The organism is Bradyrhizobium sp. WSM471, from assembly GCF_000244915.1.
In the GTDB taxonomy this organism is placed as follows: Bacteria; Pseudomonadota; Alphaproteobacteria; order Rhizobiales; family Xanthobacteraceae; genus Bradyrhizobium.
This window is the reverse complement of sequence record NZ_CM001442.1, coordinates 3,595,232-3,615,039: the sequence shown is the minus strand read 5'-3', so window position 1 is coordinate 3,615,039 and position 19,808 is coordinate 3,595,232. Positions and strand designations below refer to the sequence as shown.

The 19,808-nt window shown below is 64.8% G+C and carries 18 protein-coding genes; 8 read left to right on the top strand and 10 right to left on the bottom strand.

What is annotated here, in order from left to right; all coding sequences use genetic code 11:
- Nucleotides 1-79 precede the first annotated feature (79 nt).
- Nucleotides 80-1,267: a DUF2865 domain-containing protein gene (locus tag BRA471DRAFT_RS15765; RefSeq protein WP_035973997.1), complete on the top strand. Its 1,188-nt coding sequence runs from the start codon at nt 80-82 to the stop codon at nt 1,265-1,267.
- Between the two features lie 210 nt (nt 1,268-1,477).
- Here BRA471DRAFT_RS15765 and BRA471DRAFT_RS15760 read toward each other — a convergent pair whose 3' ends face one another.
- The 3 genes from BRA471DRAFT_RS15760 to BRA471DRAFT_RS15750 form a co-directional block, all read right to left on the bottom strand.
- Nucleotides 1,478-3,235 (bottom strand): NAD+ synthase, encoded by a 1,758-nt coding sequence (locus tag BRA471DRAFT_RS15760; RefSeq protein ID WP_007608816.1) that lies wholly within the window; start codon nt 3,233-3,235, stop codon nt 1,478-1,480.
- 91 nt (nt 3,236-3,326) lie between these two features.
- Nucleotides 3,327-3,680, bottom strand: coding sequence for a diacylglycerol kinase (locus BRA471DRAFT_RS15755; RefSeq protein WP_007608814.1), 354 nt, complete (start codon nt 3,678-3,680; stop codon nt 3,327-3,329).
- 4 nt (nt 3,681-3,684) lie between these two features.
- The gene (locus BRA471DRAFT_RS15750; RefSeq protein ID WP_007608813.1) at nt 3,685-5,073 is read right to left on the bottom strand and encodes a class II 3-deoxy-7-phosphoheptulonate synthase; all 1,389 of its coding nucleotides are present in this window, start codon (nt 5,071-5,073) and stop codon (nt 3,685-3,687) included.
- Between the two features lie 181 nt (nt 5,074-5,254).
- Between BRA471DRAFT_RS15750 and BRA471DRAFT_RS15745 the strand changes: the two genes are divergently transcribed.
- Nucleotides 5,255-6,151 carry an alpha/beta fold hydrolase gene (locus BRA471DRAFT_RS15745; RefSeq protein WP_007608812.1) on the top strand — a complete coding sequence of 299 codons (897 nt, stop codon included), beginning with the start codon at nt 5,255-5,257 and terminating at the stop codon, nt 6,149-6,151.
- A 104-nt stretch (nt 6,152-6,255) separates the two neighbouring features.
- Complete coding sequence (locus BRA471DRAFT_RS15740) at nt 6,256-7,758, top strand: adenylate/guanylate cyclase domain-containing protein (protein ID WP_231171119.1); 1,503 nt, start codon at nt 6,256-6,258, stop codon at nt 7,756-7,758.
- 380 nt (nt 7,759-8,138) lie between these two features.
- Here the strand turns inward: BRA471DRAFT_RS15740 and BRA471DRAFT_RS15735 are convergent, their stop codons facing one another.
- Both BRA471DRAFT_RS15735 and BRA471DRAFT_RS15730 read right to left on the bottom strand, forming a co-directional pair.
- Nucleotides 8,139-8,402 carry a hypothetical protein gene (locus BRA471DRAFT_RS15735; RefSeq protein ID WP_007608805.1) on the bottom strand — a complete coding sequence of 88 codons (264 nt, stop codon included), beginning with the start codon at nt 8,400-8,402 and terminating at the stop codon, nt 8,139-8,141.
- A 187-nt stretch (nt 8,403-8,589) separates the two neighbouring features.
- On the bottom strand, nt 8,590-10,074 hold the full coding sequence (locus tag BRA471DRAFT_RS15730) for an aldehyde dehydrogenase family protein (RefSeq protein WP_007608804.1): 1,485 nt from the start codon (nt 10,072-10,074) through the stop codon (nt 8,590-8,592).
- A gap of 113 nt (nt 10,075-10,187) precedes the next feature.
- On the opposite strand from BRA471DRAFT_RS15730, the gene BRA471DRAFT_RS15725 reads away from it, so the two are divergent.
- Nucleotides 10,188-11,270: a substrate-binding domain-containing protein gene (locus BRA471DRAFT_RS15725; RefSeq protein WP_007608802.1), complete on the top strand. Its 1,083-nt coding sequence runs from the start codon at nt 10,188-10,190 to the stop codon at nt 11,268-11,270.
- Between the two features lie 33 nt (nt 11,271-11,303).
- On the opposite strand, the gene BRA471DRAFT_RS15720 is transcribed toward BRA471DRAFT_RS15725, so the two are convergent.
- The gene (locus tag BRA471DRAFT_RS15720) at nt 11,304-11,879 is read right to left on the bottom strand and encodes a hypothetical protein (protein ID WP_035973995.1); all 576 of its coding nucleotides are present in this window, start codon (nt 11,877-11,879) and stop codon (nt 11,304-11,306) included.
- A gap of 158 nt (nt 11,880-12,037) precedes the next feature.
- On the opposite strand from BRA471DRAFT_RS15720, the gene BRA471DRAFT_RS15715 reads away from it, so the two are divergent.
- Nucleotides 12,038-12,976: a LysR family transcriptional regulator gene (locus BRA471DRAFT_RS15715; protein WP_007608798.1), complete on the top strand. Its 939-nt coding sequence runs from the start codon at nt 12,038-12,040 to the stop codon at nt 12,974-12,976.
- A 22-nt stretch (nt 12,977-12,998) separates the two neighbouring features.
- On the opposite strand, the gene BRA471DRAFT_RS15710 is transcribed toward BRA471DRAFT_RS15715, so the two are convergent.
- Genes BRA471DRAFT_RS15710 through BRA471DRAFT_RS15695 form a run of 4 tightly spaced genes read right to left on the bottom strand, consistent with a single transcriptional unit; the run spans nt 12,999 to nt 15,087 of the window.
- Nucleotides 12,999-13,583 (bottom strand): TIGR00645 family protein, encoded by a 585-nt coding sequence (locus BRA471DRAFT_RS15710; protein ID WP_007608795.1) that lies wholly within the window; start codon nt 13,581-13,583, stop codon nt 12,999-13,001.
- Between the two features lie 33 nt (nt 13,584-13,616).
- Nucleotides 13,617-14,252 carry a TerC family protein gene (locus tag BRA471DRAFT_RS15705; protein ID WP_007608793.1) on the bottom strand — a complete coding sequence of 212 codons (636 nt, stop codon included), beginning with the start codon at nt 14,250-14,252 and terminating at the stop codon, nt 13,617-13,619.
- Entirely contained in the window at nt 14,249-14,611 is a 363-nt protein-coding gene (locus BRA471DRAFT_RS15700) for a hypothetical protein (protein WP_007608791.1), read from the bottom strand. Before BRA471DRAFT_RS15700 ends, BRA471DRAFT_RS15705 begins: the two co-directional genes overlap by 4 nt.
- A gap of 2 nt (nt 14,612-14,613) precedes the next feature.
- Nucleotides 14,614-15,087, bottom strand: a complete 474-nt coding sequence (locus BRA471DRAFT_RS15695; protein ID WP_007608789.1) for a TerB family tellurite resistance protein — start codon at nt 15,085-15,087, stop codon at nt 14,614-14,616.
- A 552-nt stretch (nt 15,088-15,639) separates the two neighbouring features.
- On the opposite strand from BRA471DRAFT_RS15695, the gene BRA471DRAFT_RS15690 reads away from it, so the two are divergent.
- The 3 genes from BRA471DRAFT_RS15690 to BRA471DRAFT_RS15680 all read left to right on the top strand — a co-directional run bounded on the left by BRA471DRAFT_RS15690 (nt 15,640) and on the right by BRA471DRAFT_RS15680 (nt 19,737).
- Nucleotides 15,640-17,397: an MOSC and FAD-binding oxidoreductase domain-containing protein gene (locus BRA471DRAFT_RS15690; protein WP_035973993.1), complete on the top strand. Its 1,758-nt coding sequence runs from the start codon at nt 15,640-15,642 to the stop codon at nt 17,395-17,397.
- A gap of 172 nt (nt 17,398-17,569) precedes the next feature.
- Nucleotides 17,570-19,036 carry a PLP-dependent aminotransferase family protein gene (locus BRA471DRAFT_RS15685; RefSeq protein WP_007608785.1) on the top strand — a complete coding sequence of 489 codons (1,467 nt, stop codon included), beginning with the start codon at nt 17,570-17,572 and terminating at the stop codon, nt 19,034-19,036.
- 74 nt (nt 19,037-19,110) lie between these two features.
- On the top strand, nt 19,111-19,737 hold the full coding sequence (locus BRA471DRAFT_RS15680) for an FMN-binding negative transcriptional regulator (RefSeq protein WP_007608783.1): 627 nt from the start codon (nt 19,111-19,113) through the stop codon (nt 19,735-19,737).
- The last annotated feature ends 71 nt before the right edge of the window (nt 19,738-19,808 follow it).

The following is a 19,808-nucleotide window of genomic DNA, read 5'->3' as shown; positions in this document are numbered from 1 at the left end:
CGTGACGATGCCGCAGGAAGCGGCTATGGGAGGGCGCGCTTCGGCCCCCCACATCACGCGTGGCCGTGACCTCGCTAGAATGGCGGATATGCCTGAATTTTTGTTTCTCTCCCGTGCTCGCTCGATCCTTGCCTGCGCCGTGCTCTTGAGCACGGTCGCGCTCGCCACTAACGCGTTCGCACAGGCCGGCCCGCCGGGACCGCCACCTCAGCCTGGCCAGAACGGGCTCGGACCCAACCCGATGTGCGCGCGCCTGGAAGGCCAGCTCGCCGGTCTCGATCGTGGCGGCGGCGGTGATCCCGCGCGCGAAGACCAGATCCGCCGGTATCAAGAGTCCCAAAGCAAGCAGCAGGCCGAGCTCGACCGCGTCACCATGCAGGCCAAGCGCATGGGTTGCGATTCCTCCGGCTTCTTCTCGCTGTTCAGCGGCCAGTCGGCGCAATGCGGTCCGGTCAACACCCAGATCCAGCAGATGCGCGCCAATCTGGACCAGATCACCGGCAATCTCGAACGCCTGCGCGGCGGCGGTCCCGGCGGCTTCAGCCCCGAGCGTGACAACCAGCGCCGCTCGGTGCTGGCAGCGCTGGCGCAGAACAATTGCGGCCCGCAATATGCCAACGCCGCACAGTCGCAAGGCGGCGGCAACTTCCTGAGCAATCTGTTCGGCGGCAACAACCCCAACAATCCGCAAGGCGTGCCGCCGTCCGATCTCGGCCCGCAATCAGGCACCTATCGCACCGTGTGCGTGCGCACCTGCGACGGCGCTTATTTCCCGGTCTCGTTTGCGACCGTGCCGGCGCGCTTCCCCGACGACGAGAAGACCTGCAAGGCGCTGTGCCCGGCCGCCGAAGCCGTGCTCTACACCCATCGCAATCCCGGCGAGGACATGAACTCCGCGGTCTCCACCAGCGGCCAGCCCTACACGGCCCTGCCGACCGCGTTCAAATTCCGCAGCGAGTTCAACCCGTCCTGCTCCTGCAAGGCCGCGGGCCAGACCTGGGCCGACGCGCTCAAATCCGCCGACGACAAGGCATCGGCCGAACAGCAGGGTGACATCATCGTCACCGAGGAGAGCGCCAAGAAGATGCAGCAGCGGCAGCTCAACAAGGGCACGCCTGCGAATGCCAAGAAGGGCGCGGCCCCGGCGACGACGACGACTGGCGCCCCGGCAGCAACGCCGCCGGCGGAAACCGCCACCCCTGCCAACTCCGAGAACAAGCCGATCCGTTCGGTCGGCCCGAGCTTCCTGCCCCAACAGCAGAAGTAGGTCGCTCTTCCCTTCTCCCCCTGCGGGAGAAGGTGGCGCAAAGCGCCGGATGAGGGGTTCGATCCGCGCTCACACGTGCACACGAGTACGCCGAGACAGACCCCTCACCCGAATGAGTTCGCTTCGACAGCGAAGCTGCCCTCTCCCGCAAGGGGCGAGGGCACAATAACGCCGATCTCGCTTGTGGAAACGGCAGCGCAAGCGCCAGCCTCACCCTTCGAACGCGTCGATCGAGGCTTTGCTCCCGCGCGACACCAGCGTCTCGTCCGGGGCGGCGAGCTGCTCGCCTTTGTCGCGAAAGCGGTTGGTGATGGGATAGCGGCGGTCGCGGCCGAAATTCCTGGCCGTGACCTTGACGCCGGGCGCGGCCTGGCGGCGCTTGTATTCGGCGACGTTGAGGAGATGATCGATGCGGGTGACCGTCTCGCGGTCGAAGCCAGCGGTAATGATTGTCTCGAGCGGCTCTTCGCGCTCGATCAGACGCTGCAGGATGGCATCGAGCACGTCGTAAGCGGGCAACGAATCCTGGTCGGTCTGGTTCTCGCGCAGCTCCGCTGTCGGCGGACGCGTGATGATGTCGGGCGGGATCACCTCGCCGGCCGGCCCCAGCGCCCCCTCGGGCTTCCACGCATTGCGCAAGCTTGCCAGCCGAAACACCTGCGTCTTGTAGATGTCCTTGATCGGATTGAAGCCGCCATTCATGTCGCCGTAGAGCGTGGCGTAGCCGACCGACATTTCCGACTTGTTGCCTGTGGTCACCACCATCAGCCCGGTCTTGTTGGAGATCGCCATCAGCAACGTGCCGCGGGTGCGGGCCTGGAGATTCTCCTCGGTGACATCGGGCGGCAGATTCTTGAAGACGCCGGACAGGATAGTCTCGAACCCGTTCACCGCCTCCGCGATCGGCAGCACCTCGTAGCGGATGCCGAGATGGCCGGCGAGCTCGCCGGCGTCCGCGATCGAGTGTGCCGCAGTGTAGCGATAAGGCAGCATCACGCCATGCACCTGATCGGCCCCGAGCGCATCGACCGCGATGGCAGCGCACAGCGCGGAATCGATGCCGCCGGAAATCCCGAGCAGAACGCCGGGAAAGCCATTCTTGGCGACGTAGTCGCGCAAGCCCAGCACGCAGGCCGCGTAGTCGGCGTGGTCGCCCTCGGGCTGCGCGGCGATCGGACCGGTGCAGCGCCAATCGTCGCCGTTTCTCGTGAACCGCAGTGTGGTGATGCTCTCCGCGAATGCCGGCAATTGCGCTGCGAGCGAAAGGTCGCCGTTGAGCGCGAAGGAAGCTCCGTCGAACACCAGCTCGTCCTGGCCGCAAACCTGGTTGAGATAGACCAGCGGCAGGCCGCTCTCGGTGACGCGCGCGACCGCGACCGACAACCGCACGTCCGCCTTGTTGCGGGCGTACGGAGATCCGTTCGGCACAAGGATGATCTCCGCGCCGGTCTCGGCCAGCGTCTCGACCACATTCTCGTAGTCCTCGGACTCCTCCAGCCAGATGTCCTCGCAGATCGGCACACCGATGCGCACGCCGCGCACGGTGACGGGGCCGGCCGCAGGGCCGCGCGAAAACAGCCGCTTCTCGTCGAATACGCCGTAATTCGGCAGATTGCATTTGAAGCGCAAGCCGGCGATACGGCCGCCGTCGAGCAGTGCACAGGCATTGTAGAGCCCGCCCTCCTCGACCCAGGGCGTGCCGATCAGCATCGCCGGCCCGCCATCAGCGGTCTCGCGCGCCAGCGCTTCGATCGCAGCGCGGCAGGCGGCCTGAAACGAAGGCTTCTGCACCAGATCTTCCGGCGGATAGCCGGCGATGAACAATTCCGGAAACAGCACGAGATCGGAGCCGTCGGCGGCTGCCTGCACGCGCGCCGCGCGCGCCTTCGCGGCATTGCCCTCGATGTCGCCCATGGTCGGATTGAGCTGGGCGAGCGTGACCGCGAATGCGTTGAGACGTTCGGTCATGGCGCTCCGATCAAAGCATGATCCGGAAAAGTGTGAAGCGGTTTTCCGAAAAGATCATGCTCAAAAAACAGTCTAAAGCGCGACGTGCGCTCTAGAGGAATCCTAAACGCTCGATGATGGCGATGATCCAGAACGTGCCGGCCATCAGGAGCGCAACACCGACCGCGGCCGAGCCCATGTCCTTGACCCGTCCAATCTGCTTGTCGTGATCCATGGTCAGCCGGTCGGCAAGCTTCTCGATCGCAGTATTGAGGAGCTCGACCACCAGCACAAACGCGACCGCGCAGATCAGCTCGACCGCGCGCATCGCGGTCGCGCCGACGAACCACGCAAGCGGCAGCGACACGAGGAGCGCAACGATCTCCTCGCGGACGGCCTGCTCCGAGCGGAACGCAAAGGCCAGACCGTTACGGGAATTGATCGTGGCCTTCCAGATTCGTAGCAAGGTCTCAGAGCCCCGCTGCGGCGGGCATCGGCCTGACTTTGCCGGCGCGTTCCTGCTTGAGCAGTTCTGCGACCAGGAAAGCCATGTCGATGGATTGCTCGGCATTGAGCCGGGGATCGCAGACCGTGTGATAGCGGTCGTTGAGATCCTCATCGGTGATCGCGCGGGCGCCGCCGAGGCACTCGGTGACGTCCTGGCCCGTCATCTCCAGATGCACGCCGCCGGCATGGGTGCCTTCCGCGGCGTGGATCGCGAAGAACGACTTCACCTCGGACAGGATGCGGTCGAAGGGCCGCGTCTTGTAACCCGACGTCGAGGTGATGGTGTTGCCGTGCATGGGATCGCACGACCAGACCACCACTTTTCCCTCGCGCTTCACGGCGCGGACCATGTTCGGCAGGTGCTCGCCGATCTTGTCGGAGCCGAAGCGGCCGATCAGCGTCAGCCTGCCCGGCTCGTTGTCGGGATTGAGCACGTCGATCAGCTTCAGCAGCTCGTCGGGCTTGAGCGATGGGCCGCATTTGAGCCCGATCGGATTCTTGATGCCGCGGAAATATTCGATGTGGCCGTGGTCGAGCTGACGGGTGCGGTCGCCGATCCAGATCATGTGACCCGAGGTCGCGTACCAGTCGCCGGTGGTGGAATCGACCCGGGTCATGGCCTGCTCGTAGCCGAGCAGCAGGGCTTCGTGGCTGGTGTAGAAATCGGTGGCGCGCAGCTCCGGGTGGGCCTCGAGATCGAGGCCGCAGGCGCGCATGAAATTGAGCGCATCGGAGATGCGGTCGGCCAATTCCTTGTAGCGGCGGGACTGCGGCGAGTCCTTGAGGAAGCCGAGCATCCACTGATGCACGCTGCCGAGATTGGCGTAGCCGCCGGTGGCGAACGCACGCAGCAGGTTCAGCGTCGCCGCCGACTGGCGATAGGCCATCAGCTGGCGCTGCGGATCAGGGACGCGCGCTTGCTTGGTGAAGGCGATGTCGTTGACGATGTCGCCGCGATAGCTCGGCAGCTCGACACCGTCGATCTTCTCCATCGGCGAGGATCGGGGTTTTGCGAACTGGCCGGCGACGCGCCCGACCTTCACCACCGGGACGGCACCGGCATAGGTCAGCACGACCGCCATCTGGAGCAGCACGCGGAAGAAGTCGCGGATGTTGTTGGCGCCGTGCTCGGCAAAGCTCTCGGCGCAGTCGCCGCCCTGCAGCAGGAACGCCTCTCCGGCCGCGACCCGCGCCAGCGCCTTCTTCAGATTGCGCGCCTCGCCCGCGAACACCAGCGGCGGAAAGCTCGCAAGCTGCGCCTCGACGTCGGCCAAGGCCTTGGCGTCGGGATAGTCGGGCACCTGTAGCACCGGCTTGCTGCGCCAGGATTCGGGCGTCCACCGCTCGGACATCGCAATCTCTCCGTGAAGCAAAAAGCACAACCTGATCTGTGGGTTGCGAGGGTCGCCTTATACACAGGCTGGCCACCGGCCGCCAGTTGTAAATCCGTTTGGCACCGCAAAGCCTTGCGGGGAAAGCCAAATTCGCATTTGCTGGGAAACGGCTTGGAAACTGGCAAGATACCTTCGGCCCATGGGCGTGGCACTGGACGACGTTTTCATCGACGAGATCAGCTTCCCGGCGACCGACGGGTATGCGCTGACCGGCACGCTATTCCTGCCGCGCGGCACCAACCGTCATGCCGTGTTGGTCAATTCGGCGACTGCCGTCCCGCGAAAAATCTATCGCGGATTTGCCTCATATCTCGCCCATCGCGGCTGCGCGGTCCTGACCTACGACTACCGCGGCATCGGCGACTCCCGGCTGCCGGCGATGGTCGGCTACAACCGGCCGAAATCGCTGGTCGGCTTCAAGGCCTCGATGTCGGACTGGGCCGCGCTCGACGTCACCGCCGCAGTGCACTGGATGCGCGAGCGCTACAACACCCTGCCCTTGGCCTATGTCGGGCACTCCTTTGGCGGCCAGGCGCTCGGGCTGATCGCGAACAACACGGACATTTCGCGCGCCGCGTTCGTGGCCTCGCAGGCCGCGACCTGGCGGCTGATGACGTCCCCGGAAAAATACCGCGTCTTCGCCTTCATGAATTTTGTCGGCGTGCCGCTCGTCCACGCGCTCGGTTACGCGCCGGGCTGGGCCGGCATCGGTGAGGATTTGCCCAAGGGCGTCTTCCTGCAATGGGCCGAGTGGGTCTCGAGCCCTCGTTATCTCTTCGATTCAAAGCTGGCGGCCCTGGAGAACTTCGCGAAGTTCAAGGGCGAGTTGCGCACACTCTGCTTCTCCGACGATCCCTGGGCGACGCGGCCCGCGGTCGAGCTGCTTGCGAGCGGATTTACCGCGATCAAGCCGGAGGTGCTCAACGTGAAGCCGTCCGACGTCGGCGCCAAGGCGATCGGACATTTCGGCTTCTTCCGCCCGGACCACCGCGACACATTGTGGCGTGGCGTCGCGGAATGGATCCAGGGGGAGTGAGAGTAAAGCCGGGACGAATGTCGGTGCTGGCCGGAAGCAGCTCTGCGTGCTTTGATGCGCTGGTCCAAATATCATATTTTTGAGGCCATTTTGTTGAGGCCAATTTGACCGGCGAGCGCGTGGAACGACGACTTGTAGCGGTATTGGCTGCCGATGTCGCCGGCTACAGCCGTCTGATGGGTGCTGACGAGGAAGGCACGCTGGCGCGCCTGAAGGCAGCTCGAAAGATCGTTGTCGATCCCATGATCGCTGCGCATCGCGGGCGCATCGTCAAGACCACCGGCGACGGCATGCTGGTCGAGTTTGCGAGTGCGGTGGACGCGGCGCGCAGTGCGGTCGAAGTCCAGCGCGGAATGGCGGCGCAGAACGCCGACGTCTCCCCGGCAATCAGGATCGAATTCCGGATCGGCATCCACATCGGCGACATTATTCTTGATGACAACGACATCTTCGGCGATGGCGTCAACATCGCCGCGCGCCTTGAAAGCATAGCCGACCCCGGCGGCATCTGTATCTCCGACGATGCTCGTCGGCAGATTCGCGGCAAGATAGACGTCGCCTACGACGATATGGGTCTGCAAGCGCTCAAGAATATCGCCGAGCCGATGCATACATGGCGCCTCCTTGTCGATGGGAATTCATCTGCAGCATCAAAGCCACGACAAGTGCCTGAACTTGCGCGACCGCTGGCGCTTCCGGACAAGCCATCCATCGCGGTGCTGCCGTTCCAGAACATGAGTTCCGATCCGGACCAAGAGTTCTTCGCCGACGGAATAGCGGAGGACGTCATCACTGCGTTGTCGCGATATTCCTCGCTGTTCGTCATCGCTCGCAATTCGTCGTTTTCCTTCAAGGGACGCGCGGTAGACGTGAAACAGGTCGGGCGCGAACTGGGCGTTCGCTATGTGCTTGAGGGCGGCCTGCGAAAATCCGGCAACCGCGTCCGTGTCACCGCACAGCTTGTCGAAGCAGAGACAGGCAACCATGTCTGGGCAGAACGCTACGACCGCGACATAGCCGACATCTTCTCCGTACAAGATGACATCGCGCAGTCCACGACCATCGCCATCGCTCCGGTCATTGCCGGCGCCGAGCAACAGCGGGCCATGCGCAAGCCGCCCGCAAGTCTTGATGCCTGGGGTGCCTACCAGCGTGGAATGTGGCATCTGGGCAAGGCGAGCACCGAGGATGATTCAGTTGCCGGAGAATTCTTTCAGCGGGCCATTGATCTCGATCCCATGTTCGCGCCCGGATATATCGGGCTCTCCACCGTGCTCAGTCGGTCGAAAGGAACGCAACTCGAAGAAGAAGAATTGGCGCGACGCGCGGTCGCTCTCGATCGTGGCAACGCGGACGCCCATTCACGCCTGGCGCTGGCGCTCAACGCTCGGGGCGATCACGGCGGAGCACGTGCGCAGGCCGAGCGTGCGCTGGCACTCTGCCCGAATCTGGCACCAGCTCACGGAGCGCTGGGCGTCATTCTCGCGTATTCCGGCTGTCCGAAAGAGGGGCTCGTCGCGCTCGAGACGTGCATTCGGCTGGACCCTCGTGACCCATCGCTGGTCAATCGCTTGAACCAGGTCGCATTGGCTCACTATTTTTGCTGAGACTACACGGCCACGGTCGAGGCGGCGGAGCGCGCGATCCGAACATTTCCCGACTTCCCCTCCCCTTACCGCTGGCTTGCCGCAGCTCTCGGCCAACTCGGTCGAACTGCTGAAGCCGAGGATGCGCTGCAAAAAGCAATCGCAATTTCCTCAGCATCGTTCGAGTTTCAGGTCCGTCAGCGGCCACCGTGGTTTCGGCCGGAAGATCACGCCCTGATGCTGGACGGCCTTCGGAAAGCGGGTTGGGAAGATTGAGGAAGCAGTTGACGATTGCTATTCACGGCCCGTCGCGTCGGTGATGTGCCGTGGAGTCCGGCGCACGCGGGCCATCGCGGCCTGGGCGCGAACCGCGATTGCGGTCGGAACAATGAGTGTGCGCCCTAGCGGAGGATCGTCGTCAGCGACGAGTAGCGCTTGTTCGGCTTGGCTTCGCCCGGCGCGAATTGCGCAAATGCCTCGCTGACGCGGACGGCCGGCGGCGTATCGCCGGCGAAACGAAACTCCTTCGGCCGCGGCGCGTAGAAGCTGGCGCTGTAATAAGCATCGTCGAAGCGTGCCTCGCCGATCCCGAACATTGTGTCGCACGCGAACAGAAGTGCGCAGACTCCCGCGACCGCGACGACGACCTCCCTGAGAACTGACATGCTGATGCCCCACCCTGTTGCAGGCAGGATGCACGCCGGTTCCAAAGCCGGGGTTTAAGGCCGCATGGTTCTTGTCCGCAGGGTTTGCCGCCGCTGAGCGGAATGCAGACAATTTTATCGATCTCGAAAAAAGAGCCCGCCTGCACGGGTGGTCAGGCGGGCTCCAGGCTTGGCCGCTCGGGAGGTATCAAACGGCCAGATTCATCCAGACAGCCTTGGGCTCGGTGAAATTGTCGAGCGCGGCGGTGCCGTGCTCGCGGCCGAGCCCGGAGTCGCGCTCGCCGCCCCAAGGCAGCCGCACGTCGGTATAGCCATAGGTGTTCATCCAGACCGTGCCCGCGCGCGCCCGCTTGGCGAAGCGCTGCAGCTTGCCGATGTCGCGGCTCCAGACGCCGGCGGCGAGGCTGTAAGCCGTGCCGTTGGCAATCCGCAAAGCGTCGGCTTCATCCTTGAACTTGATGACGCTGACGACGGGTCCGAAGATCTCCTCCTGTGAGATCCGCATCTCGTGCGCGACATTCGCGAACACCGCGGGGCTGATGAAGTAGCCGCGATCGCCGACCTTCTCGCCACCGGTGACGAGGGTCGCGCCCTCCTTCCGGCCAATGTCGACATAGTCGAGGACCGACTTCATCTGCTTCTCGGATATGACGGGGCCGAGCGTCGTCTTGCGGTCGAGCGGGTCGCCGATCCTGAGCGACTTTGCGCGTGCCGCCAGTCGTTCGACGACCTCGTCATAAGCCTTCTCCTGCACCAGCACGCGAGAGCCGGCCGAGCAGACCTGGCCGGCATTGAAGAAGATGCCGGAAGCCGCAGCTTTCGATGCGGCTTCGAGATCGGCATCGTCGAAAATGACGTTGGCAGATTTGCCGCCCAGCTCGAGCGAGACGCGCTTGAAGTTGCTTGCGGCGCCCTTCATGATTCCCCGCCCGACACCCGGAGAGCCGGTGAAGGTGACCTTGTCGACGTCAGGGTGATTGACCAGCGCGTCGCCGACGACGCGGCCCGGGCCAGTGACGACGTTGAAGACGCCCGCCGGCAGGCCGGCTTCGAGCGCGAGCTCGGCGATGCGCAGCGCCGACAACGAGGTCAGCTCGGCCGGCTTCATCACGATGGTGCAGCCGCAGGCCAGCGCCGGCGCGAGCTTCCACATCCCGATCATCAGCGGGAAATTCCAGGGCACAATCGCCGCGACCACACCGACCGGCTCGCGCACAGTGTAGGTCAGGGCATCATCGCGCACGGGCACGACGTCGCCACTGATCTTGTCGGCCCAACCGGCATAGTAGATCAGCGTGTCGACGGCCGCCGGAAAATCCTGCCGCGATGTCGCCGCGATCGGCTTGCCCGCATCGATCGACTCGAGTTCGATGATCTCCTCGGCGTGAGCCTTGAGCAGATCTGCCCAGCGCAGCAGGATCTGGCCGCGCTCGGACGCCCGCATCGTGCGCCAGGGGCCTTCGAAGGCCCGGCGCGCGGCGGCGACCGCATGGTCGACATCGGCCTCGTTGCCTTCGGCGACGACGGCGATGACCTGCCCGGTGGCAGGATTGAGCGACTTGAAGGTGCGCCCGGAGCTGGCGGGGACACGGCGACCGTCAATCAGCAGATGCTGTGGCCGAGACATGAACTCGGTGGCCGGCGAGTGTACAAAGTCATATGCAACAGACATCATATTTCCTCCAGTTCTGGTATACCAGACTAGGCGCCCCTACCTCGGAGTAAATATGATATGAATTGCCAATGGACGGGCAGCATATGAAGTACAGTTCATAAGGCAGACGAATGCTTCAGATCGAGATCGAGGCCGTATGGCGGTTTCGCCGCGAGGGCAATCCGCGGACCGCCATCGTCATGCTCGGCGTCCTCAACGAGATCAGGAGAACCGGGAAGATCACCAGCGCAGCCAAGGACGCGCACCTCTCCTATCGCCATGTCTGGAATCTGATCGAGCAATGGTCGGAGTTCTTCGGCACGCCGCTCGTGGAAACGCAGCGCGGCAAAGGCTCGAAACTCACGCCATTCGGCGAGCGGCTGGTGTGGGCGGGCGAGCGCATGCAGGCCCGGCTCGGACCTCAACTTGAGAATCTGGCGCAAGAGCTGGCGAGCGAGATCAAGCCGTTCCTCGAGCAGCGCCCGTCAGTGATCCGCGTCCATGCCAGCCACGGCTTTGCGGTCGCAAAACTGCGCGAATTCCTCGACCGCGAGCCCGGCATCGGCGTCGATCTGCGCTATGTCAGCAACCAGCACTCGCTGGTCTCGCTGGCGCAAGGCGCCTGCGATCTCTCCGGCCTGCATCTGCCGCACGGCGCCCTGCGCGCCCAGGGCATCAAGGCTGCGCGGGAATGGCTCGATCCGCGCGAGGATCGCATCATCAGCTTCGTCACACGCGAAATGGGATTGATGGTCGCGCGCGGCAATCCGCTGCGCATCGCTTCGCTTGATGATCTCACCGGACCAAAAGTCCGTTTCGTCAACCGCGACCACGATTCCGGCACGCGGCTTCTGTTCGACCAACTGCTCGCGGCAAGCGGAATTGACGAGAGCCGCATCAACGGCGCGCAGCAGATCGAATTCACCCACGCCGCGGTCGCAGCCTATGTCGCGAGCGGCATGGCCGATGCGAGTTTCGGCGTCGAAGCCGCCGCCCGGCATTTCGGCCTCGATTTCATCCGGCTCCTGACCGAGGATTATTTCTTCGTCTGCAAGCGCGCGTTCCTGGACACCGGGCCGATGCAGCGCATCCTGGAGATCATCCGCAGCGCCGATTTTCGCGCGGCCGTCGCGACGCTACCCGGCTATGTGCCGTCCGACACGGGCACCGTCACCGGCGTGAAGGCGTTTCTGGAGATGCACGCCGTGCGATGATGCCGAAGGATACCGTCGCCTTGTCCGCGCCGGTCAGATCACCGGCTCGTCCTTCAGCGCCGATATCACCTGCTCGCCCTGCGCGGTCAGGCGGTACGTCACCAGCGGACGGCTCGAAGGCGGCTTTCGCGCGAGCTCGACGATGTAGCCGCGCACCATCAGGGCTTCGAAGCTGCCGTAATAGCCGAACATGCTGATCTGGTTCTGCCTGAGCAGCTTGAACTCGCGCAAGAGACGTATCTCGTTACCCGACAGCAGCGACCGGCGCACGCGCTGAACGAACCGCGCCCGCTGCTCGAACCAGGCCTGGTCCGGCAGTTCGGGCAAGGCCGGTGCCGGGGCCGGTTCGCAGGGACGCGCGTCCTGCAGAATCTCGACCGTCACCTGCGGCAGGCACGGCATGCTGCTGCTGACAACCGCGCCCTTCGCCACGTCGAGCAACGCGAGCGGCCAGCGCCGCTTGTTGTCCACCATGACCGGCGGTGGCACGACGTTATCGCGCACCAGCTGCTCGAAGCGTCCGGCGGTCACGCCGACATAGGCCGCCGCGCGACGGCGATCGACCAGGCGCGTATCCGGCGCGACCTCGCAAACCATGCTCTCGTCCACCCCGGATCCCCTGGCGCCTCGTTGCGCATGGCATGACGGTCCGACGGGACCGGCAAGCCGGCGGCGAACCTAGGTGGGAGGAGCGCGCTCGAAAAGCACCGAATTTCGTACATGTTGATGCTGTTTCAGCAACAGCTATAGTCCAGCCCGGGGGTCCCATGCGATTTCACTCACCGGCGATCCAGTACTTCCACGCCGTCCGCCGCACCGGTTCGATCCGGGCCGCGGCGCGCCTGCTGAACGTTGCCTCGTCGGCCGTAAGCCGCCAAATTCTCAAGCTCGAACAGGAGGTTGGGTCACCGTTGTTCGAGCGCAATGCGCGCGGCCTGACGCTGACGACGGTCGGCGAGATGTTGGCCCGGCACGTTATGAACGTGCTCCAGGACCTCGACCGCTTCCGCTCGGACGTCGCGTCCCTGTCGGGGACCTGGCACGGCACTATCAGCATTGCCTGCATCGAATCGCTGACGGAGTCGGTGCTGCCGGACCTGATCGCCTCACATCGCGGCCGGGCCCGGCGCGTCAGCTTCACCACCGAGGTGAAGGGATCTTCGGATGTGCTGGAGGCCCTGAGCCGCGGCGAGGCCGACATCGGCATCGCCATGGCGCTTCGCCATCCGCCGGATCTGCGCCAGGTCGCCTTGAAACGGTTTCGCCTCGGCGCGGTCGTGGCGGGCGATCATCCACTGGCGCGCGGCAAGACGGTCACGCTGACCCAATGTCTCGCCTTTCCCGTCATCCACGCGCTGCCGGAGCTGTCGATCTACCATCTGCTCCAACCGCTGATCGCGCAGCTCTCCGAAACGCCGGAGCCGGCGATCCAGGCCAACTCGATCGACCTGATGCGCGAGCTCGCCGCGCGCGGCGTCGGCGTCGCCTTCCAGACCCAGCTCGGCATCGGCAGGCTGTCACGCGACAGCCGGCTCATCTTCCTGCCGCTCGACAATGCCGGCAGTCCGGTGTGGTCAGATCTCGGCATCTACGTTCGCGCCGAGCGCACCCTGCCCGCCCACACGGAATCCTTCCTCCAGGAGCTGGTGCGCGAACTGGGCGAGCGCGAGCGGCGGGAAAGCGCGGCCTATCCGCAGATCGCCTGATCAAGCGCCGCCGGTCGAGCGCTCAGCCGTGGCCGGCTCCCTTGCGCTGGCCGCTCTCACTGAGGCGGTCGACCCAGGCGATGCCGATCGCGGAGATGATGAAGGTCAGGTGGATCAGCACCTGCCACATCACGCCGCTCTCGGTGAAATTGCTGCGCGTCGTGCCGAGATTGCCGGCCTCGATGAAGGTCCTGAGCAGCGAGATCGAGGAGATGCCGATGATCGCCATCGCAAGCTTGATCTTGAGCACGCTGGCATTGACGTGGCTGAGCCATTCCGGCTCGTCCGGATGACCGCTGAGGTTCAGGCGCGAAACGAAGGTCTCGTAACCGCCGACGATCACCATCACCAGCAGGTTCGAGATCATCACGACGTCGATCAGCCCGAGCACGACCAGCATGATCTGCTGCTCGCTGGCGTCGAACGAGTGCACGACCAGGTGCCAGAGCTCCTTCAGGAACAGCAGCACATAGACGGCCTGCGCAACGATTAGGCCGACATAAAGCGGAACTTGCAGCCAGCGCGAGCCAAAGATGAGTTGGGCGAACGCGCCGATTTGCGGCGCCGGCACGGAAACCGCCGAAGGTGCTTTGGGTTCGGACGTCATTGATCACTCCGGATGATAGACAGACGCGCTGCCTCAGAGACTCGCGATCACAGGCGCAAGCTCGAGCGACCCGCGATAGATCATCTCGAAGGCGACGTAAACGATGATGGCGAGGCCGACATAACCGATCCAGCGCTGCTTCTGGAGCACGCGGCCGAGCAAATCGGCGGCGACGCCCATCAGCGCGACCGACAACAGCAGGCCGAAGGCGAGGATGTAGGGATGCTCGCGCGCAGCGCCCGCGACCGCGAGCACGTTGTCGAGCGACATCGAGACGTCGGCGGCGACGATCTGAACGGCCGCCTGTCTGAAGGTCTTTCGGGAGGCAGGAGCAGCGCTGCTTCCGCCATGGCTGAACGCGAACTCGTTCGCATGCGCGGACTGCTCGCGCAGCTCCCGCCACATCTTCCAGCACACCCAGAGCAGCAGCACGCCACCGGCGAGCAATAGCCCGATCACTTGCAGAAGCTGGGTCGCGACGCCGGCAAAGACGATGCGCAGGGCGGTGGCGGCGATGATGCCGACGACGATGGCGCGCCGGCGCTGCTCGGCCGGCAGGCCGGCTGCGGCAAGGCCGATGACGACGGCATTGTCGCCTGCGAGCACGAGGTCGATCAGGACGACCTGAAGCAGCGCGGTCAGCGCTTCGGTGGTGATGAATTCAGTCATGATTGGTCATTTTTCGGTGCGGACGGATCGAGCCATTGCGGCTTCTTCCGCTCGACCCAATCCAGAACCTTGCCGCGCGAGGAGCGCAACGCGGGCACGTCTTCCGCGAGCAAAGCGAGGCCGAGCGGGAGCATCCAGACGCCGAGCACCGGCAGGAAGGAGAGCACGCCGCCGACAATGAGCAGCGCGCCCGAAGGGATCCTCACCCAGCGGCTGGACGGCTTGAGCAGATAGGTGACGGTGTCGCCCATGCGCGGCGGCAGGCGACGGACAAGCTTGTCGAGGCGCGGGTCCCCGCCGGCCATCTGGCCGGCAGCGCCCGCAGTCCCTGTCTTATCCTCGTCCGAAACTACGCTCATGCTTACTCCTCGGCGGCCATGCGCTGTTCAGCCCGCACGGCACCGATCGTCACCTGCTTTGCGCGCGGCAGCACCAGCGTCAGCAGGCGCAACAGCTTGATCGCCTGCACTTCGTGGGGATGCACGTCCTCGTCCGCGGCCGCGACGCGCTCCGACAATTCCATGAGGTGAGACGACAGCGGCAGGTCCGAAACCGGGCGCAAATGGTCGATCACCACATTGGCGAAATCCGGCTCCTCAAGTCGTTCGGCAAGCTCGTCGAACATCGCGTAGAGCCGGTCGTCCGATATGTGCGGCGCCAGCTTGCGATCCTTGATGAAACGGACGACCTCGTCGCGTTCGACCGGCGAAACTCGCCGGTCGGCGACGGCAACCAGCGCGCCGACGATCACAAGCGCCACCGCAGCCTGCTCGTTCAGGCTGGACGGCTCGGTGATCTCGATTGCGATCGGATTTGAATGCTTGGCGTCGGACATCGTTGCTCCCGTATCTTGCGAAATGACCGCACGGGGCTGCGATGGGGACGATTGGGTCGGAGAGACTCTCAAGAAGGCCCGACGATCGGCCGATCCATCGCATTCGCGCGGGACAGGTCATCCGACATCGCGAGGTTTTGCCGACAACGTCGACTTCCTCGCCAGAGGGGCCCGGATTCTTGTTCCTTTCACACATAAAGGTGGGGCCGTCGGAATCAAGACGACGCGACTGCGACCAGCGGCCGCATCGGGTTCCGTGTTGCAAGATTGGCTCACGCAGCTGTCCACGTGTCCCGGACGCGCTGCAGCGTGCAACGCTGCTGCGCTGAGCCGGGACCCAAAAAGCTGCGCGTCACGTCGCTGTGGGCCCCGGCTCTGCAGCGCACCGCCAAGGGGCGCTGCGCTGCGTCCGGGGCACGAAAGCGTCGCTGGCGCCAAGGCCTCTCGCAACGTCTAACAACGGCTAACGAGCCAGCAGTCCGATTTGGGCGCAGATTAGTCTGGAGGCGCCCCGTTGCATTCTGAGGTGCGCTCATGGTCAGGAAAACTGTGATGGCACGTCTGCTTTCGGTCAATGTCGGCCTGCCGCGCGAAATCGCCTGGCAGGGTCGGACCGTCCACACCGGCATCTGGAAGGCGCAGGTCAAAGGCCCGCGCAGGGTGCGCCGGCTCAACATCGATGGCGACGGCCAGGGCGATACGGCCGGTCATGGCGGCGAGCATCGTGCCGTATTCGTCTATCAGGACGAATCCTATCGGTACTGGCAGGAGCATCTGGGTCGATCGAACCTCGTTCATGGCCAGTTCGGTGAGAACTTTACGGTCGAGGGCCTCGCCGACACCAACGTGTGCATCGGAGACCGCTACAGGATTGGCTCCGCGCTGTTGGAAGTGACGCAGCCGCGCGTCACCTGCTACCGGCTCGGCATTCGCATGGACGAGCCGGACATGGCCGCGCTGCTCGTCAGGCACGGCCGGCCCGGGTTCTATTTTCGTGTGATCGAGGAAGGCGACGTCGAAACCGGTGACGAGATCACACAGATCGCTGTGGGACCCGAGCGCATGAGCGTGTTCGAGATCAATGCGCTGCTCTACATGCCGCCGCATCCGCGCGAACGCCTGGAGCGCGCGCTGCGGATTCCCGCGTTGAGCCGCGGCTGGCACCGTTCTTTCGAGGCGCTGCTCGAGCAGCAGAAGGACAACAAGACCGCGGGAAACGCCGGGCTTGGACCGGTGGCGAGCCCAGCTCCCGCCTGGCGCGGATTCCGCTCCTTTCGCGTGGCGCGCAAGATCGCGGAGAGCGGCAACGTGACGTCGCTGATCCTCGAACCTGCCGACGGACGTCCCGTGGCGGACGCCCTGCCCGGTCAATTCGTCGTCATCAGGCTCGAGCCTTCCGCTGCGCAGGCGATGACGCGCAGCTATTCACTGTCGAGCGGCGCCGATGCCGCGTCCTATCGCATCAGCATCAAGCGCGAACCGCACGGCGCCGCCAGCCTCTATGTCGCCGACGAGCTCAAGACCGGCGACGTCATCGAGCTCGGCGCGCCACGCGGCAGTTTCACGCTCCGGCCGGATGCGCGGCCCGTCGTCCTGCTGAGTGCCGGCATCGGCGTGACGCCGGTGCTCGCCATGCTCCACGCGCTCGCTGCGCAAGGCGCAATGCAGGACGTCTGGTGGCTGCACGGCACCCGCAACGGCCGCGAGCATTCGTTCGCCGCCGAGGCGCGCGGGCTGTTGGCCCGGCTCGCTCACCATCACAGCCATGTCTGCTACAGCGTGCCTGATCCGGCCGATCGTCCTGGCCTCGATTTCGACACCGCAGGACATCTGGACCGGCGCCTGCTCGAACAGCTCGAGGTACCACGTGACGGTGATTTCTATCTCTGCGGCCCCGCCGCTTTCATGAGCGATCTCACCGCCGGCCTCGCTGCATTGGGCGTCCCGCCCGATCGCATCCACACCGAGCTGTTCGGCAGCAAGCCATCGCTGACACCGGGCATCGCGGCAGCACCGAAGCCGAGAGCACATATGCCGGCCGGAGCGACCGGCCCCGGTCCGATGGTGTCATTCGCCCGCAGTGGCCTCAATGTCCGCTGGGGAGCATCCTATGCCAGCCTGCTGGAGCTGGCCGAAGCCTGCGATGTCCCCGTGCGATGGTCGTGCCGAACCGGCGTCTGCCATAATTGCGAGAGCGGATTGATCGCGGGGACGGTCGACTATGCGCCGGATCCGCTCGATCCGCCGGCAGACGGCAATGTCCTGATCTGCTGCTCACGGCCCCGCAACGACGTCGTGATTGATCTATAGAAGTGGAGACCTGTTATGCGAGGTGGCGCCCCGGCCTCCTTGCGTTGTGGGACCAAGGCCGCAAGGAACATTTTCATCCCAACGACAAGGCTTACGTCGAAACTCTCGGCGAACGGGATTAGAACCGCATTCCGACATCGTCCGCTCGGGCGAATGCCGGCTTGGAATGTGGATGATCCAGATGAAGACCAAACCCACTCCCCGTGCCGACCGCATGGGCGCGCGCCAGATCTACGAAGCGCTGCGGGATCAGATCATGGCGCGGGTGTACGGGATCGATGGGTTGCTGCCGTCCTCTCGCGCGTTGGCCGGCGAGATGGGCGTGGCACGCTCGACCGTCACAGTTGCCTACGAGCAGCTCGCCGCCGAAGGTTTCATCGAGACGCGCCATGGCGCGCGGCCGCGGGTGGCTCGCGCCGTCGTCGAACGGGGACACACGCGCGTAGCGTCGCGGCCATCGGCGCGGAAGGTGCGGCTGTCTGCGTTCGGTGAGCGATTGCTTCAGGACCCGCCGCGCTGGACCGAGCCGCCGCGCGGGCTTGTCGCGAACTTCCGCTATGGCGAGCTCGCGCCATCGGATTTCCCGGTATTGGCATGGAAGAAGGCCGTGACTGCCGCGATGGCGCGCAAGCCCGAGCGGCTGACCTATGACGATCCCTGCGGCGCGCTGCCGCTTCGGACCACGCTCCAAGGCTATCTCTGGCGGTCGCGTAGCGTCCGCTGCGAGGTCGATCAGATCGTCGTCGTGAACGGCTCGCAGCAAGGCCTCGACATCTGCGCGCGCCTGCTGCTCGATGCCGGCGACCGCTTCGTGATGGAGGATCCCGGCTACCAGATGGCGCGGCACACTTTTGCCGCGACGGGCGCCGAGACGATCCCGATGCCGGTCGATGCGGATGGATTGGAGACAGCGCGGCTCGATGGCGTCGAAGCCCGCCTCGCCTATGTCACGCCGTCGCACCAATATCCGCTCGGCGGCGTCATGCCGATCGGACGCCGACACCAATTGCTCGCCTGGGCCAGGACAAACGACGCCTACGTGATCGAGGACGATTACGACAGCGAGTATCGCTACGATACCAAGCCGATCCCGCCGCTGCACGCGCTGGAAGGCGGCGGCAACGTGATCTATCTCGGCACCGTCTCCAAGACGCTCTCGCCGACCTTGCGGATCGGCTATCTGGTGGTGCCCGCCGCCCTGCGATCCCTGTTCGCCGCCGCCAAGCAGATCATGGACCGGCACACGCCACTGATCGAACAGGACGCTCTCGCGTCGATGCTCGAAAGCGGCGCCTATGACGGCCACATCAGGCGTGTGCGCCGGCGCAACGCCGAACGCCAGCGGGCACTGCTCGACGCGCTTCGCCGCCGGTTCGGGGATCGCGTCCGGATCGAGGGCACGGCCGCCGGCCTGCACGTCGTGGCATGGTTCGATGATCTGCCGCAAAAGCGTGAGGACGCGTTGATCAAGGCGGCCCATGCCAAGGGCGTTGGCATCTATTCCGTCTCGGCACTGTTCGTCGGACCTCGCCGACCGCGGAAGACAGTCGGCCTCGTCATGGGCTATTCGGCACTGGAGGTGTCACAGATCGAGCGCGGCTGCAGGCTTCTCGCCCAGGCCGTCGCCGAACTGGACTGATCAAATAGACGATAACTGGCAGTTTCTTACAGGCCAGATTCGGGCTATCTCCAGACCAACACCGGAGATAGACCATGTACATCCCTCCCGCCTTCAAGGACGACATCGAGAGCATTCGGGCGACCATTCGCGGCGCCCGGCTCGCCAGTCTGGTCACGGCCACGAGCGAAGGCCCGGTCGCCACGCCGCTGCCGCTTCTTCTCGATGAGGGCGAAGGCGAGCATGGCGTGCTGTACGGACATGTTGCGAAGGCCAACCCGCAATGGAAACTGCCGCCGGTCGGAGACGCGCTGGCGATCTTCAGCGGTCCCGACGCCTACGTGAGGCCGTCCTGGTACGCGACCAAGCAGGAGACCGAAAAGGTCGTGCCGACCTGGAATTACGTCGCGGTGCATGCCTACGGCCCGGTCGAATTCTTCCAGGACCCTGAGCGCCTGCTCGAGGCCGTGACGCGGCTCACGAACAGGCACGAGGGATCGCGCGCCAAGCCCTGGGCCGTTACCGATGCCCCTGCGGATTTCATCGCTGCGCAGCTGCGTGGAATCGTCGGCGTACGCATTCCCGTCGTGCGGTTCGAAGGCAAGCGCAAGATGAGCCAGAACCGTCCCGAGGCCGACCGTGTCGGCGTCGCGCAAGGTCTCGCGGCGAGCGAGAACGCGCTGGATCGCGAGGTCGCGCCATTGATTCCGGTGCCGGTGTAGTGACCACTTGGTTCCCGACACTCGCTGTCGGGAACTATCGTCCTGTCAGGTTCGTTGATACATTTCAGCAA

Excerpts from the sequence above, each read along its gene's own strand:
- BRA471DRAFT_RS15715 (WP_007608798.1), top strand. The coding sequence starts at position 12,038 with ATGCGATTTCACTCACCGGCGATCCAGTACTTCCACGCCGTCCGCCGC.
- BRA471DRAFT_RS15700 (WP_007608791.1), bottom strand. The coding sequence starts at position 14,611 with ATGAGCGTAGTTTCGGACGAGGATAAGACAGGGACTGCGGGCGCTGCC.
- BRA471DRAFT_RS15680 (WP_007608783.1), top strand. The coding sequence starts at position 19,111 with ATGTACATCCCTCCCGCCTTCAAGGACGACATCGAGAGCATTCGGGCG.
- BRA471DRAFT_RS15705 (WP_007608793.1), bottom strand. The coding sequence starts at position 14,252 with ATGACTGAATTCATCACCACCGAAGCGCTGACCGCGCTGCTTCAGGTC.
- BRA471DRAFT_RS15695 (WP_007608789.1), bottom strand. The coding sequence starts at position 15,087 with ATGTCCGACGCCAAGCATTCAAATCCGATCGCAATCGAGATCACCGAG.
- BRA471DRAFT_RS15765 (WP_035973997.1), top strand. The coding sequence starts at position 80 with ATGGCGGATATGCCTGAATTTTTGTTTCTCTCCCGTGCTCGCTCGATC.
- BRA471DRAFT_RS15690 (WP_035973993.1), top strand. The coding sequence starts at position 15,640 with ATGGCACGTCTGCTTTCGGTCAATGTCGGCCTGCCGCGCGAAATCGCC.
- BRA471DRAFT_RS15735 (WP_007608805.1), bottom strand. The coding sequence starts at position 8,402 with ATGTCAGTTCTCAGGGAGGTCGTCGTCGCGGTCGCGGGAGTCTGCGCA.
- BRA471DRAFT_RS15730 (WP_007608804.1), bottom strand. The coding sequence starts at position 10,074 with ATGTCTGTTGCATATGACTTTGTACACTCGCCGGCCACCGAGTTCATG.
- BRA471DRAFT_RS15685 (WP_007608785.1), top strand. The coding sequence starts at position 17,570 with ATGATCCAGATGAAGACCAAACCCACTCCCCGTGCCGACCGCATGGGC.
- BRA471DRAFT_RS15725 (WP_007608802.1), top strand. The coding sequence starts at position 10,188 with ATGCTTCAGATCGAGATCGAGGCCGTATGGCGGTTTCGCCGCGAGGGC.
- BRA471DRAFT_RS15750 (WP_007608813.1), bottom strand. The coding sequence starts at position 5,073 with ATGTCCGAGCGGTGGACGCCCGAATCCTGGCGCAGCAAGCCGGTGCTA.
- BRA471DRAFT_RS15710 (WP_007608795.1), bottom strand. The coding sequence starts at position 13,583 with ATGACGTCCGAACCCAAAGCACCTTCGGCGGTTTCCGTGCCGGCGCCG.
- BRA471DRAFT_RS15760 (WP_007608816.1), bottom strand. The coding sequence starts at position 3,235 with ATGACCGAACGTCTCAACGCATTCGCGGTCACGCTCGCCCAGCTCAAT.
- BRA471DRAFT_RS15745 (WP_007608812.1), top strand. The coding sequence starts at position 5,255 with ATGGGCGTGGCACTGGACGACGTTTTCATCGACGAGATCAGCTTCCCG.